Here is a 13,057-nt window from a genome sequence, read left to right on the forward strand (position 1 = left end):
TTACGGAAGCTCGATTTGTTTATTTTCCTTTGATTCCTTATACAGTACGATCGTATTTCCGATCGTTTGTACCAATTGTGAGCGGGTGCCTTTCACAAGGGCTTCTGCGACATCATTTTTATCGTCTTCGCAGTTTTGAAGCACGCTGACTTTAATCAGCTCTCTTGCTTCTAAAGCCTCGGCAATCTGTTTCACCATGTTTTCGTTGACTCCGCCTTTTCCCACTTGAAAAATAGGCGTTAAATGATGCGCTTTTGAACGCAAAAACCGTTTTTGTTTTCCTGTTAACATTGTGTTCCTCCTAGTTTTCCTTCAACAATTGCTCTCATTAAGCCGCTGTCAGGCTCTTGTTCCGTCCACAGCTTGAAAGACAGTGCGGCTTGTTCCACAAACATGCCGACACCGTCAAGGGTTGTTAAACCTCTTTTTTCAGCTTCTTTTAAGAACGCCGTTTGAATCGGGTTGTATACGATATCACAAACGATGGCGCCCGTTTTGGCCCGTTCCAATGAGAGCGGCACGGCATCCGTTTTCGGATACATGCCGACAGATGTTGTATGAATAATGACGTCATATTGTTCAAGCTGATTTTCAGCTTCTTTTAAAGTAAGGGCGCGTTTCTGCTGAAAAGAGGGAGCAGCCGCAATCAGATTTTCTGCTTTTTCCGGCGTGCGGTTGCAAACGTCAAATTGTTTCGGCTCTCCGCGGACGATCGTCGTAAAAATCGCTCTTGCCGCTCCTCCCGCCCCAATCATGAGGATGGAGAGCTCTGATATCGGTTTGTCCAATACTTTGACTAAGGATTTATAAAACCCATCTCCGTCAGTATTATACCCGATGAGCCTGTCTCCCTCTCTTTTGACGGTATTTACGGCCCCGAGTACTTTCGCGCTTTCATGTATTTCATCCAGATGCTCCATGATCGCGACTTTATGCGGGACTGTGACGTTCACTCCGCAGATGCCAAGCGCCTTGATTCCGTTAACGGCGTCCTTGAGATGATGAGGTTCCACCTGAAACGCAAAATACTGCCCGTTGATGTTCTTATCTTGCAAAGCCGCGTTATGAATATCGGGTGACATTGAATGTCCGATCGGATTTCCGATTACTCCGTACAATTGTTTCATGCTCCCTCTCCCCTTCTCTCTATATTAATGAACGGCGGACAAATACGTGTACGCCTTTCGGAGCGTATGCCGTTATTTTTTTATCTGCTTGCTGCACCGTGACCCAGCCGAGACCGGAAAAAACGATATCCGTCTTTCCTTCTTTAATCGAAAACGTATGGGGTGTAAGCTCCGGAAATTCATCCAAATGATCTTTTCCGGGCGGGGTAAGCAGTTCTCCCGCATGCTTTTCGTATAAGGCATCAGCATTTTCAAGCTTTGTTCTGTGAATCATCAATTCATTCGGCATATAGCAGACAAACGCCGTTTTATCGCCTGATACATAGTCAAACCGGGCAAGCCCGCCGAAATAAAGCGTTTGTTTTTCATTCAGCTGAAAAGTGCGCGGCTTCAGTTCTTTTTTCGGTGTCAGCACCTTTAAGTCACGCTTGTCCACGTAATGCGCCATCTGGTGATGGTTAATGATTCCCGGCGTATCATAAAGCGCAGATCCGTCATCGAGCGGGATTTCAATCGCGTCAAGTGTCGTGCCCGGAAATTGAGAGGTGGTAATAATATTCTCTTCCCCTGAGACCTCTTTAATAATCCGGTTGATAAATGTGGATTTGCCGACATTGGTACAGCCCACCACATACACATCGCGCCCTTCGCGGTAATGTTCAATGGCGTCAATGACTTCTTTCATCCCTTGTCCGCGGGAAGCGCTGATTAAAAAGACATCAAGGGGTTTTAAGCCGTATTCTTTCGCTTCGCGTTTCATCCATTGAACGAGCCGTTCCCGTTTTACGGATTTCGGCAGGATATCGGCCTTATTACCGACAAGAATGATCGGATTACCGCCGACAAAGCGGTTCAGCCCGTTTATCCAGCTTCCGTTAAAATCAAAAATATCAACGACTTTGACAATTAGAGAGTCAGTATCGCCGATTGTGTGCAAGATATTTAAAAAGTCATCATCCGTTAATGAAACATCTTGAATTTCATTGTAATTTTTCAGTCTGAAGCAGCGCTGGCAGATGACATTCTCTTTCGTGAGCGATGCCTTTGGCGCGTATCCGAGACCTTGTTTATCCTCGGTCTGGATCGTTACTCCGCAGCCGATGCAAACAACCTTTTCCATTTCTAATCCTCCCACTGAATATGGCCTTTACGTTTCAAAGAACTCAATATTCTCCGTTCAATCCGGCGGTTAAAGCGCGTCATGACTCCGTCAGAGGAAGCGACAGGCACGACGAGGATCGTATGATACCCGTTTCTGTTTCCGCCGAGAACATCAGTAAGCAGCTGATCGCCGATGACCACACAGTCTTCTTTTTTCAGATCCATGCTGCTGACGGCTCTTTTAAAGGCGCGCCCCATCGGTTTTCTTGCCTTATAAATAAACGGTATGCCAAGCGGCTCCGAGAATAATTTCACTCTTCGTTCATTATTATTGGAGACGATCGTGACTTTAATGCCGTGCTCCTTCATTTCTTCAAACCACTCGATTAATCGAGGTGTCGCACTCGGTCTGTCCCACTCCACAAGCGTGTTGTCAAGGTCTGTAATAATCCCTTTCACATTGCGTTCTTTGAGCTTTTCCGGTGTGATATGAAATATATTTTTCACAAATTCGTCAGGTAAAAAAAACTTTTTTAACAAAACCCGCACCCTTCCTTTTCTTTCTATCATCTATATGTCGAAACCTGTCAGATTTAAAAACAAAGTCGGACTCAGTAAAAAAATTTCGACAAAAATTGGGTTTCTTCACCAGTTGTGGATAAAATTACACACATTATCCACTCTTATTACATCCGGATTTATCCAGATTATAAACAAGATACTAACAAGTTATCCACTTACGAGTGTGGATAACAGAACGATTGTTCTTATTTGTATTTCATGGTAGATTAAAGATAACCTCACCATGATTGAAACGCAACCTTCCATCATATGCTTGCGTCTGATGATTGATTACAATTGTAAGGAGGTGCCACTCCCATTAATTGGGTCCCCGGCATGAGAAAGCTTTCTGATGAATTACTAATAGAATCTTATTTCAAAGCCAATGAAATGAATTTGAGCCGTGAATTTATCGAGTTAATTGAAAACGAAATCAAAAGAAGATCGCTCGGACACATTATTTCCGTTTCTTCTTAAACAGAAAAAAATTCCCGGGCGAATTTCCTTTTTTTACTCAGATGACTGATATTATATCACTTCGGTTATGCGCATTACTACCACTTTCAACAAAAAACACCCCTAAAATAGAGGTGTTTAAGAGGACGGCTGCTATATATTGAACCAATACAGACCGCCCAGGACGAGAATGACGACGAGCAGCACAACAAAAAATGCGTACCAGTACCCCGCATTCACCCGAGGAGGCGGGCATACAGGATATTGCGGAGGGAAACCGCGGTTCATAGCAATCGCCTCCAAAGAGATGTTTTTCTACAGCCTATGAAGCAGAAGCAAAACGGTTTAGGCAGCTGACGGCGTCAGCGTTCCAAAACCCGCCCATTTTTTATGCCTTCAATTAAGATTCTGGCGCCTTTTGGCGTCATATGATTTCCGGAGGGATCTATCAGTCCGGATTGGATCAGCGCCCGGTCTGTATCTTTGCCGCCGTCCGCGCGTATAAAGTGTTTCCAGTTATCCACCAGCGGCACTTTCAACTCAGCTGCAACCTGCCTCGTAACGCCGTTATAGGAATTATGCCATTTTCTCGCGCCGCCTTTTTCTTTAAAGGCTGAGGCTTTATATCTCGAATAGTAATAGAGATGATGCGTTCCGTTTCCTTCTATAACCGGGATGCACGTCATTAAAATCGGCTTTATGCCGTGATTTCTGCTTTCGTTTATGAAATAAGTCAGGTTTTCTTTAAACCGTTTCTTTGATACCCGCGGCTGATCGCCCGTCAAAATGCCCGCATCATTTGTTCCGAACATGATAAATAAATATTGGGGCTTACGGTCCAGCACGTCGCTTTGAAAGCGCAGGCGCGCATCCTCAGTCGTCTGGCCGCCTATTCCCGCATTTATAACCGTAAGACGGCCGCGTTCCGCTGTTTTTAAAATGTTTACCCACTGCTGCGCCTTCGGATAATCACGATAATCCCAGTTGGAACCGCGCGTATTGCTGTCGCCGAACGCGACAACACTTTTTTCTTTGCCCGCAGCGCATCCTGATAACAGACAGATTATCGTAATAAAAAGAACAGCAAACTTCATTTTCTCTCCCCCCAAACCTTACCTCCTATGGTACACATCTCTTTGGCGGCTTTCAACGCGGCGCTCTCTTTACTGGATATGAAAAGGACCGGAATCCTGTCCGATCAAATCCGAAACCTTAACAAACGTGTAGCCCTGCTTTTTCAGCTTGGGAATGATTTCTTTCAAAGCCTCAACCGTCTGGCGCCGGTTTCCTCCGCCATCATGCAGAAGAACGATATCTCCATCTCTGGCATGTGAAACAACGTGCCTGACGATTTTTCCTTTCCCGGGCCTTTTCCAGTCTCTCGGGTCTTGGTTCCATGACCACATGATGATATGATAGCCCTCTTTTAAGATGCTTTTGAAAGCCGTACGATTCAGCGACCCTCCCGGCGGGCGGAATAACTTGTCCCCTTCCGGCTGAAGCGATGTGATATGATGCGCGGAGCTGTGAAGCTCTTGTAAAATGTCTTTGCGTTTCAGTCGGTGAAAATAAACATGGTTCATCGTATGGTTGCCGATTTCATGCCCTTCTTCAACGATGCGTTTTGCCGTTATGGGGTATTTGTCTATACGGCTCCCGACACAAAAAAAGGTTGCTTTAACATTGTGCTGTTTCAGCACGTCTAACACAGCCTCCGTATAGACAGGATGGGGGCCGTCATCGAAGGTTAAAGATAGTTTCTTTTTTTCAGACCTTATATCCCAGTACACGTTTCCCGTCTTCTCCATGTCACTTCTTTTTAAAGATTTCGCATCGGCGGACACGGCAGTGAGACTCGTGAGGACGCATATCATGATGATCAGATGAAAGCATCTCAACGTTTACACCTCCAGTAAACACTACTGTTAACGTGTCCCCTTTTATAAAAATCATTCTCTGCATCAAATGATGCACATCACCCGCTTCCCGCTTGTTTTTGTCCAAACCCGGGTGCCAGCCGTTTCTCATCAAACGGCAAATGCTGATAAATCAAATACGCTTATCGGACAGCTTATTTTAATAGAAGGAGATAGATTTGTGCTGTATACTAATTGACAAGAGGTGAACGTGCAGATGATAAAAAAGGGATTCAGTCTTGCCGTCATCATTGCTGTCGTGATGATCGGCTTTATGCAAAAAGACGTCTGGCTCAGCATGATTCGCGCGGGCGGCATGTACGCCGTGCTTATGAGTATCCTTCTGGTCGCAGCTGACGTATTTTTTCCGATTGTTCCATTCGCCATTATCGCGGCCTTAAACGGAGCGGTTTTCGGGATTGTAAACGGGGTGTGGATTACATTGTCAGGCGCGATGCTCGGAACAATGGCATTGTTTTTTCTCGTCCGGTACGGATTCAGAGACTGGGCCAGAAAAAAGCTGCTGGCTTACCCGGCAGCGGCCCAATATGAAGATTCATTTCATCAGCACGCGTTTACGGCGGTGCTTTTCGGGCGGCTGATTCCGATTATACCGTCGCTTGCCATGAATACCGTCTGCGGGCTGAGTAATATCCGATGGCCGATCTTTTTTTCTGCGTCGGTGCTCGGCAAAATTCCGAACATTGTGATCGTGACCGTCGCAGGCGCTTCATTTACAAGCAACAAACTGCTGTCTTTCGGGATTTACGGAATGTATATGCTCGTCTTAATGGCGGTCATTTATAAGAAGTTTCCCGGCCTTTTAAAAACAACGAAAAAATGAAGCGCGTACCGCCCCCTATTCCGGCGGTACGGCTCCTCTCATTCTGAGAACTTTTCCGTTACATTCTGAACCGATCACTTCCATGTTTTTCTTTCTGTAAAATGACAGAGCCGCTTCATTGCCCGGCGAAACTCTCAGGTGATATTCCGAAACACCGTTCGCTCTGAAAAACTGATTCGCGTATTGATACAGTTTTGTTCCGCACCCCCTTCCCCTCTGCTGCTCAGTCATATAGTAAAGGTGCATATAACCGGTTTTTTGGCTGCGGTAAAATTTGATGGAAGCTTCAAGCTGTCCGATCGGCTGCCCGTTATGAAGAAGCAGCTTAAAATTGTCGGGTGAGTATTTGATTTGGGATGACAGCCACCTGAGATATTCATCCTTATTAAAATGATCCGCCGTGCCAAAGCTGACGAAAAACGAATCCTCACGAAATGAAACGGCCGTCTCTTTATGTTTGTTTACATTGATCCGCTTGAAATACATCGGGAGTCCTCTTTTTTGAGGCCGCAAATAAGAACGAGCATAAAACGGCTGCCAACGCCAGCATAACAGCAGCCCCTGCGATGACGATGCCGCGGACGGAAGAACTGACAGCCGCCGCTCCGAAAGCCGCCGTTACCACTATAATGAAGACGGCTTCGACTAATGAATAAAAGCTCCCCACTCTCCCCATGATGTCCACCGGAACATTCTTTTGATAAAACGTCAGAAAGCCTGTATTGGCAAACGCCAGAAAAAAAGCGAGAAGGAAAAATCCGAAAGCAGCCGTCCAAAAAACGTCAGAAAACGCATAAATCATATATCCGGCCGCTGTGAATAAAGAGCCCATTCCCATCAATAAAGAAGCCGGCATTTTTTTATTAAAGAACACATTGACAAGCGCCCCCGCAATAATGCCTGCCCCTGAGACACTGACAAGAAAACCGTAATCGGCATCAGTCAGCTGAAGAACCTCTTTTGCAAAAGCGGCTTCAAGCGAATCAAGCGCGGATGGCATAACGGTCATGACCAGACTGAATAAAAAATAAATGATCATGACGTTTCGCGCCGTGCGGCTGAAGCGATAGACGAGCTTCCAATCTTCTTTGTACACTGCCAAAGAAAGCTTCTGTGCGGGAGAATGTACGTGGGGCTCATTTTCAAGGTTCGGCAGCATCATCGTAATGAAACCGGACAGCACTAAAGCCGCCGCATTCACCCAAATCGCAAAAATCGGCGTGCCGGCGATAAAAAGCAGCCCGGCCGCAGCCGGCCCGAGGAGAAAAGCCCCTGATTCCGACAAAGCCCTTAGTGAATTGAATCGTTTTCTCCTTTCAGCCGGAATAAGCATCGTCACATACGCCATGGAACACGGACGAAACATCGCATTGGCCATTTGAATCAAAAATACGATACAATAAACGGAAAATAAAGACCGTGCAGTAACCATCAGCGGCAGAACGGCAATGAATGCAGCCCGGGTGAAATCAAGCGACATCATCATATTCCGTTTGTTACACCGGTCGATGATGCTGCCCGCCCACCCATTTGTCATCAAAACAGCCGCAGGCCTGATTAAATAAAGGATGGAAACCGCAAAAGCAGACCCCGTTTCTTTTAAGACAATAAGATTAAGAGACAAAAAATAGATCCATTCACCAATATTTGCTATCCCGATTCCGGTTAACAGAAGCATCGGGTACCGCCAAGACTTCAGGTTTTTCATCTTATCCCTCCCTTAAAAATAAAAAACGCCCTCAAGACAATAAAGTCTTGAGGACGGGAAACAGCCCGCTATGCCACCTCAATTCGGTTTGGTGCCGGCCTAAGCCGGGTACAAAGCTTACTCGGTAACAGGAGTATCCGCCGCATCATCCTCGTGTTTCATGATTCCGATGCGAAGCTAAGAGGTTTGTTTCAACACATCCATTCATACTCCTTCACAGCTCCCGGAGCTCTCTGTCATGAATGATATCTGTCTACTCGTCTCTTCAGCGCTTTTCGTTATATTCTTTTCACCCTTACTTTTTTTAACAATATACAGGCTCAATCAGCAAAAATCAAGAGGCTGTAAGAAATAAAACCTGCCTTTGATTAATTTCCCTGTACAGACACAAACAGCCTGACTGCCACATACAGTTACATATAGGCTTTTGCCTACATAACTTTGTGGAGGTGAGGACGGTGACAGGTGTTTTTGCAGCGCTCGGGTTTATTGTGAAAGAACTTGTGTTCTTAGTATCATACGTGAAAAATAATGCCTTTCCACAACCGCTCTCAAATAATGAGGAGAAAAAATACTTAGACCTTATGGCTGAAGGAGATGAACACGCCCGCAACATGCTGATCGAACATAATCTCCGTTTAGTCGCCCATATTGTGAAAAAATTCGAAAACACGGGAGAGGACGCAGAAGATCTGATCTCCATCGGTACAATCGGGCTGATTAAAGGAATTGAAAGCTACTCAGCCGGAAAAGGCACGAAGCTTGCCACATATGCCGCACGATGTATCGAAAATGAGATTTTAATGCATCTGCGCGCATTGAAAAAAACGAAAAAAGACGTCTCCCTTCATGATCCGATCGGCCAGGATAAAGAAGGGAATGAAATAAGCCTGATCGATGTCCTCAAGTCGGAAAGCGAAGATGTGATCGACACCATTCAGCTCAACATGGAACTTGAAAAGGTCAAAAAATATATCGATATTTTAGACGACCGCGAAAAAGAAGTCATCGTCGGCCGCTTCGGGCTTGATTTAAAAAAAGAAAAAACGCAGCGCGAGATCGCAAAGGAGCTCGGCATTTCAAGGAGTTATGTGTCGCGGATTGAAAAACGCGCATTGATGAAGATGTTTCATGAGTTTTATCGGGCGGAGAAGGAGAAGCGGAAGAAGAAGGGAAAGTGAGCGAAAAGCCGGATCTGACATCCCGGCTTTTTCTATTTTATTTTTTCAATCATGACTATAAACAGAATATGCGTAGCGCTCAGTATGAAGGGACAAATATACAAACTGTTTAATCGCGTCAAGGCCTGTGATGAATTCATTTGTGATACGGCCATTTTCAAAATCTATTTTGTAGGTTTGAGAGGTCCCTATGACTTCGCTGTCATCTTCAATATCATCAAATTCAATTTCTGAGGAAAGGGTCATGATAAGATCACTCCTATAACGTTCCTCCATTTATTGATTGAATGAACCATAATAAAAACCGCTCCTAAAGAACGGTTTTAACATATAGGAAGTAATCATTCTAAGAAAAAATTGAAAGGGATTTATTTACTGCTTTTTGAGCATGGATTAAAGTCGTATCAAATAATGGCACCTCTGAATCCTCTACCTTTACTAATAGTCCAATTTCAGTGCATCCAAGAATGATTCCTTCTGCTCCTCTATCCACCAAATTATTTATGATCTTCTTATAAATGTTTTTGGAAGACTGTTTAATTTCACCCAGACACAGTTCTTGATAAATAATATTATTTATCAATTCTCTTTCATCATCATCAGGAACAATGACATTAATATCATGAGACGCAATACGTGATTTATAAAAATCTTGTTCCATCGTATATTTAGTACCTAGCAATCCTACTGAGCGAATGTCTTGTCTAATAATTTGTTCTGCAGTTGCATCGGCAATATGCAAAATAGGTATAGTGATCATTTCTTGGATATATCCAAGAACTTTATGCATAGTATTTGTACATATTACAATAAAATCTGCACCTGCTTTTTCTAATGATCTTGCAACTTGACCTAAAGCTTCACCTGCTTTATCCCAAGCTCCTATGGATTGATAATGTTCAATTTCCTTAAAATCAACACTGTATAAAAGGCATTTTGCCGAGTGAAGCCCTCCTAACTTCTTTTTTATTTCTTCATTGATAATTCGATAATACTCAGCTGAAGATTCCCAACTCATTCCGCCAATAAGACCAATAGTTTTCATAACCCACCTCGGATGAAATTTTCAAAATATTATAGTTATTCTATAGCATAGATTAGGTCTTTACAATTATTTATTTTTTCAGGATTATTATCATAAATTTTATCGAGAATAAAAAATGATTGCCCGCCCTTTAAGGAGACAACCATCAAATTCCCACCCATTTTCAGTCCTTCATCTTCTCCAGAGCGCCACCGTTTAGGAATAATAATCAAATCAGCAGGTATTATTAATTTGTCATTTCCATTATGCCTTATTTCAATAGATGAAACGGAAATCACTTCAGCCGGCATAATATCCACCGGTGACTCAGAATCAATAAAGTCAGAATATAGAAAAAGAGATGTGACAGTTATGAAAATCATTTTTCTCATTCGTTACTGCATTTTGGTATCAAATGACTTGACTTATAAGTCCTTAACTTGCGTCCTCTCTCAAACGATTCAACGCCGGACGCTCTAAAAAGCTCCTCAGAAAATCCTTCACAGGCATACTTCAGTCCCTGCTTTCTTTATGCAGATCTCGATCTGGCTGAAAGAAAAACTAGTTACTGATTAGTAACTAGTTTTTATCTTAAAAGATTCAAATATTAGGTTTCAGATTTTCTGGTTTAACCATCTCATCAAATTGTTCTTCCGTTAAAATGTAAGTTGCACGCAGTCTTTTTAGCATTAACCCTTCCTTATGAACAAACTTGGAAATTTTCGAATAATATTCATACCCGATAAGGTTCTAATCCCTAAGTTGTAGTATCGATATCCTCTGTGTAATCCATGGGATTAACCTTTTAAGTTCATTAAACTTAACTGTTTTATTAGACAAAGCTTACAGATCGAATTTCATGGCGCCTATCGATTTTACAATTTCCGGATCTTGGTGCGACCCGAAAAGACTTTCTCCTTTATCAAGCGTGGAAATTTTTTCAATATCCTCTAAACTTAACTCAAAATCAAAAATGTCAAAGTTTTCGACAATCCGTTCTTTGCGCACCGATTTTGGAATCGTAACGACTTCACGCTGAACAAGCCAACGCAGCACGACCTGGGCGACGGATTTATTGTGTTTTTCCGCAATGGAAGACAACACGTCGTTGCTGAACATGTTATTGCGTCCTTCAGCGAACGGTGCCCATGACTCGTGTTGAACTCCCTGCTCTTTCATAAAAGCAGCACTTTCTTTTTGCTGGCAGAATGGATGCGTTTCGACTTGATTGACGGCTGGCACGATTTCATTATGCATGATCAGATCCATTAGACGGTCGGGATGGAAGTTACTGACTCCGATTGCCCTGATTTTTCCTTCGCGGTACAGATCCTCCATCGCGCGCCAAGCGCCGTAGTAATCGCCGTATGGCTGATGAATAAGGTATAAATCAAGATAATCCAGCTGCAGCTTATTTAAAGATTTGGAAAATGCCGCCTTGGCTCTTTCATAGCCGGCATCCTGAATCCAGAGCTTGGTCGTAATGAACAGCTCCTCACGCGATACGCCGCTCCGCTTGATTGCACGTCCGACTGCCTCCTCATTTAGGTAACCGGAAGCAGTGTCAATCAGGCGATAACCGGCCATCAGTGCTTCATATACTGCGTTTTCACATTCTTGAGCATCGGGGACTTGGTATACACCGAAGCCGATAATTGGCATTTTCACTCCATTGTTTAATGTTACGGTTTGCATTGTAATTCCTCCTATTGTTCAAATGTAGAACGACAAACGGCACGCATCCCGAAAATCGGGCACTGCAGAATGAATTCCGCTGCGGCTGGTTTGCGTTATAATAAGCTTATTATCTTCGTGTAACACGAAGGCAAGCACTTTTTTAAAAAATTTTTAAAGGAGGATTACCCATGCATACAGTCAAAGAAGCAGCGATGATAACCGGACTCACTGAGCATGCGGTGCGCTTTTACACGGATAAAGGCCTGGTGCCGAGCGTACAGCGCAATAAAAACAATATCCGTTTGTTCGATGAAGAATCAATCAACTGGCTGTTTGGCGTCAAATGCCTCAGGCAATCCGGTATGCCGATTGAAGTCATTAAAACGTACGTGAATCTCTGTCTTGAAGGAGATTCGACCATTCCACAACGGTACACACTCATGATGGAGCATAAAGAAGATGCGCTCGCCCAGCTCGAAGAAGCCAAACAGCACATTGCACATTTGGAACAAAAAACCGCCCTATATCAGGCCATTATGGAGCACCGCTCTTTTGATACAACGAATCCCGCCAACTGGGAAAAAATACAGCATATGCATAGTGACGTATTTTACTCACCCACTGTCCGGTAGATGTGAAAGACATTTATGAACACATCAATCGCTCTTAAACTCCTAAATTAGAATCCATATTGCTAAGTTTGATGACATATTATGAGGGATTAAATTTGTTTATACGGCCATAGGGCTGCAAGTCCTTAAATTTTTTCTTATGGTTACTTTCTATTAATTAGAAAATGATAGAAGTCGCATACAGATGCGACTTCTTGTTCGATGTTGTTTTCAAGTGTGTCATAGGTAATGTTAACTTCAGCAATTACTTCTTTTGTGCTTAAGTTAACTGTACTAATTGATGGAACAGACTTTTGATCCTTAGTCAGCGCAACTCTTAAAATCGTTGGCATGTCTTGAACCATTCGAATAAAAGTTGAAGCTTGAACAGGCTTGCCGTCAAAAGGATCGGCTTCTCGCACGCTTGGTTTTCTGTATTTTCTTTGTTTGAAGGCTCGAAAACTTAGTTGCCATCGCATCCCAGTCATTTTTCCATCCAACATCAGACTTACTGAATTTCTTTTTGTGCTTTTCTACTTGTACCTTTGTCCAGTACACTGTTTTTCGGAAGCCATTTATCAACTCAAAATAAGCTGCATAACCAATCACTACGTCTGAATTCACGCTTTTCAAAATCGATCTCGTCTCCTCAATCAGCGGATTCCACTTCTGCAATTCGCCTTCATGAATCGGTATGCAATTGATAGACTTATATTGGCCTGTTCGCAAAGCAGGCTGTATGTACCCTTTGTACCCAAGCTGGAATTGAGCCTATCCAGGCATAACCCTAAGTTTTTATGTATAGGCAGGTCGAGTGTAGCTGCCACAGGAACGCTTTTCATACATACTAA

At 43.5% G+C, this 13,057-nt stretch carries 15 protein-coding genes, 6 pseudogenes and 1 other annotated feature; of the genes and pseudogenes, 4 read left to right on the top strand and 17 right to left on the bottom strand.

Features of this window, described 5'->3' with window-relative positions:
- From yhbY to NYE36_RS13580, 4 genes are read right to left on the bottom strand one after another with little or no spacing between them, the layout of a single operon-like run.
- Positions 1-291 carry a ribosome assembly RNA-binding protein YhbY gene (gene yhbY / locus NYE36_RS13565; protein WP_007408257.1) on the bottom strand — a complete coding sequence of 97 codons (291 nt, stop codon included), beginning with the start codon at positions 289-291 and terminating at the stop codon, positions 1-3.
- Positions 285-1,127 carry a shikimate dehydrogenase gene (gene aroE, locus NYE36_RS13570; protein ID WP_033574150.1) on the bottom strand — a complete coding sequence of 281 codons (843 nt, stop codon included), beginning with the start codon at positions 1,125-1,127 and terminating at the stop codon, positions 285-287. The genes yhbY and aroE overlap by 7 nt, the downstream gene beginning before the upstream one ends.
- Positions 1,128-1,146: 19 nt before the next feature.
- Entirely contained in the window at positions 1,147-2,247 is a 1,101-nt protein-coding gene (gene yqeH, locus NYE36_RS13575) for a ribosome biogenesis GTPase YqeH (RefSeq protein WP_033574151.1), read from the bottom strand.
- Positions 2,248-2,249: 2 nt separating this feature from the next.
- Positions 2,250-2,768, bottom strand: a complete 519-nt coding sequence (locus NYE36_RS13580) for a YqeG family HAD IIIA-type phosphatase (RefSeq protein ID WP_007408254.1) — start codon at positions 2,766-2,768, stop codon at positions 2,250-2,252.
- 357 nt (positions 2,769-3,125) lie between these two features.
- Here NYE36_RS13580 and NYE36_RS13585 point away from each other — a divergent pair, with 357 nt between their 5' ends.
- Positions 3,126-3,266, top strand: coding sequence for a sporulation histidine kinase inhibitor Sda (locus NYE36_RS13585; protein WP_003152850.1), 141 nt, complete (start codon positions 3,126-3,128; stop codon positions 3,264-3,266).
- A 132-nt stretch (positions 3,267-3,398) separates the two neighbouring features.
- Here the strand turns inward: NYE36_RS13585 and NYE36_RS13590 are convergent, their stop codons facing one another.
- The 3 genes from NYE36_RS13590 to NYE36_RS13600 all read right to left on the bottom strand — a co-directional run bounded on the left by NYE36_RS13590 (position 3,399) and on the right by NYE36_RS13600 (position 5,143).
- Positions 3,399-3,533, bottom strand: a complete 135-nt coding sequence (locus NYE36_RS13590) for a hypothetical protein (RefSeq protein WP_003152848.1) — start codon at positions 3,531-3,533, stop codon at positions 3,399-3,401.
- A 74-nt stretch (positions 3,534-3,607) separates the two neighbouring features.
- Positions 3,608-4,339, bottom strand: coding sequence for an SGNH/GDSL hydrolase family protein (locus NYE36_RS13595; protein WP_007408253.1), 732 nt, complete (start codon positions 4,337-4,339; stop codon positions 3,608-3,610).
- Between the two features lie 69 nt (positions 4,340-4,408).
- A complete protein-coding gene (locus NYE36_RS13600; RefSeq protein WP_053573179.1) occupies positions 4,409-5,143 on the bottom strand; it encodes a polysaccharide deacetylase family protein in 735 nt (244 codons plus the stop codon).
- A 235-nt stretch (positions 5,144-5,378) separates the two neighbouring features.
- On the opposite strand from NYE36_RS13600, the gene NYE36_RS13605 reads away from it, so the two are divergent.
- Complete coding sequence (locus NYE36_RS13605) at positions 5,379-6,005, top strand: TVP38/TMEM64 family protein (protein ID WP_012118035.1); 627 nt, start codon at positions 5,379-5,381, stop codon at positions 6,003-6,005.
- A 15-nt stretch (positions 6,006-6,020) separates the two neighbouring features.
- On the opposite strand, the gene NYE36_RS13610 is transcribed toward NYE36_RS13605, so the two are convergent.
- Positions 6,021-6,491, bottom strand: a complete 471-nt coding sequence (locus NYE36_RS13610) for a GNAT family N-acetyltransferase (RefSeq protein WP_015417861.1) — start codon at positions 6,489-6,491, stop codon at positions 6,021-6,023.
- Positions 6,457-7,713: an MFS transporter gene (locus NYE36_RS13615; RefSeq protein ID WP_265451202.1), complete on the bottom strand. Its 1,257-nt coding sequence runs from the start codon at positions 7,711-7,713 to the stop codon at positions 6,457-6,459. The genes NYE36_RS13610 and NYE36_RS13615 overlap by 35 nt, the downstream gene beginning before the upstream one ends.
- 46 nt (positions 7,714-7,759) lie before the next feature.
- Positions 7,760-7,991 (bottom strand) — a binding site (T-box leader).
- A gap of 180 nt (positions 7,992-8,171) precedes the next feature.
- Here NYE36_RS13615 and sigK point away from each other — a divergent pair.
- Positions 8,172-8,894 (top strand): RNA polymerase sporulation sigma factor SigK, encoded by a 723-nt coding sequence (gene sigK, locus NYE36_RS13620; protein WP_007408248.1) that lies wholly within the window; start codon positions 8,172-8,174, stop codon positions 8,892-8,894.
- Positions 8,895-8,942: 48 nt separating this feature from the next.
- Here sigK and NYE36_RS13625 read toward each other — a convergent pair.
- The 6 genes and pseudogenes from NYE36_RS13625 to NYE36_RS13650 all read right to left on the bottom strand — a co-directional run.
- Positions 8,943-9,140: pseudogene (locus tag NYE36_RS13625) on the bottom strand (DUF2634 domain-containing protein); the annotation flags it as partial.
- A gap of 100 nt (positions 9,141-9,240) precedes the next feature.
- Positions 9,241-9,939, bottom strand: a complete 699-nt coding sequence (locus NYE36_RS13630) for an aspartate/glutamate racemase family protein (protein WP_265451165.1) — start codon at positions 9,937-9,939, stop codon at positions 9,241-9,243.
- Positions 9,940-10,034: 95 nt separating this feature from the next.
- Positions 10,035-10,301: pseudogene (locus NYE36_RS13635) on the bottom strand (phage portal protein); the annotation flags it as partial.
- Between the two features lie 55 nt (positions 10,302-10,356).
- Positions 10,357-10,469 (bottom strand): annotated as a pseudogene (locus tag NYE36_RS13640) (recombinase); the annotation flags it as partial.
- A gap of 49 nt (positions 10,470-10,518) precedes the next feature.
- Positions 10,519-10,662 (bottom strand): annotated as a pseudogene (locus NYE36_RS13645) (class II fumarate hydratase); the annotation flags it as partial.
- A gap of 99 nt (positions 10,663-10,761) precedes the next feature.
- Entirely contained in the window at positions 10,762-11,613 is an 852-nt protein-coding gene (locus NYE36_RS13650) for an aldo/keto reductase (protein WP_015417866.1), read from the bottom strand.
- A 170-nt stretch (positions 11,614-11,783) separates the two neighbouring features.
- Between NYE36_RS13650 and NYE36_RS13655 the strand changes: the two genes are divergently transcribed.
- Positions 11,784-12,227, top strand: coding sequence for a MerR family transcriptional regulator (locus NYE36_RS13655; protein ID WP_015417867.1), 444 nt, complete (start codon positions 11,784-11,786; stop codon positions 12,225-12,227).
- Between the two features lie 191 nt (positions 12,228-12,418).
- On the opposite strand, the pseudogene NYE36_RS13660 reads toward NYE36_RS13655, so the two are convergent.
- Together NYE36_RS13660 and NYE36_RS13665 are read right to left on the bottom strand one after the other, a co-directional pair.
- Positions 12,419-12,598, bottom strand: a pseudogene (locus NYE36_RS13660) (phage major capsid protein); the annotation flags it as partial.
- A pseudogene (locus NYE36_RS13665) lies at positions 12,593-13,033 on the bottom strand (recombinase RecT); the annotation flags it as partial. The pseudogenes NYE36_RS13665 and NYE36_RS13660, both read right to left, overlap by 6 nt.
- Between the last annotated feature and the right edge of the window lie 24 nt (positions 13,034-13,057).

The sequence above is a fragment of the Bacillus sp. FSL R5-0593 genome (genome assembly GCF_038603755.1).
Taxonomy (GTDB): domain Bacteria; phylum Bacillota; class Bacilli; order Bacillales; family Bacillaceae; genus Bacillus; species Bacillus velezensis.

What these genes read in the sequence shown, in the direction of transcription:
- yhbY (WP_007408257.1), bottom strand. Translation starts at nt 291, where the DNA reads ATGTTAACAGGAAAACAAAAACGGTTTTTGCGTTCAAAAGCGCATCAT.
- aroE (WP_033574150.1), bottom strand. Translation starts at nt 1,127, where the DNA reads ATGAAACAATTGTACGGAGTAATCGGAAATCCGATCGGACATTCAATG.
- yqeH (WP_033574151.1), bottom strand. Translation starts at nt 2,247, where the DNA reads ATGGAAAAGGTTGTTTGCATCGGCTGCGGAGTAACGATCCAGACCGAG.
- NYE36_RS13585 (WP_003152850.1), top strand. Translation starts at nt 3,126, where the DNA reads ATGAGAAAGCTTTCTGATGAATTACTAATAGAATCTTATTTCAAAGCC.
- NYE36_RS13590 (WP_003152848.1), bottom strand. Translation starts at nt 3,533, where the DNA reads ATGAACCGCGGTTTCCCTCCGCAATATCCTGTATGCCCGCCTCCTCGG.
- NYE36_RS13595 (WP_007408253.1), bottom strand. Translation starts at nt 4,339, where the DNA reads ATGAAGTTTGCTGTTCTTTTTATTACGATAATCTGTCTGTTATCAGGA.
- NYE36_RS13605 (WP_012118035.1), top strand. Translation starts at nt 5,379, where the DNA reads ATGATAAAAAAGGGATTCAGTCTTGCCGTCATCATTGCTGTCGTGATG.
- NYE36_RS13610 (WP_015417861.1), bottom strand. Translation starts at nt 6,491, where the DNA reads ATGTATTTCAAGCGGATCAATGTAAACAAACATAAAGAGACGGCCGTT.
- NYE36_RS13615 (WP_265451202.1), bottom strand. Translation starts at nt 7,713, where the DNA reads ATGAAAAACCTGAAGTCTTGGCGGTACCCGATGCTTCTGTTAACCGGA.
- NYE36_RS13630 (WP_265451165.1), bottom strand. Translation starts at nt 9,939, where the DNA reads ATGAAAACTATTGGTCTTATTGGCGGAATGAGTTGGGAATCTTCAGCT.
- NYE36_RS13650 (WP_015417866.1), bottom strand. Translation starts at nt 11,613, where the DNA reads ATGCAAACCGTAACATTAAACAATGGAGTGAAAATGCCAATTATCGGC.
- NYE36_RS13655 (WP_015417867.1), top strand. Translation starts at nt 11,784, where the DNA reads ATGCATACAGTCAAAGAAGCAGCGATGATAACCGGACTCACTGAGCAT.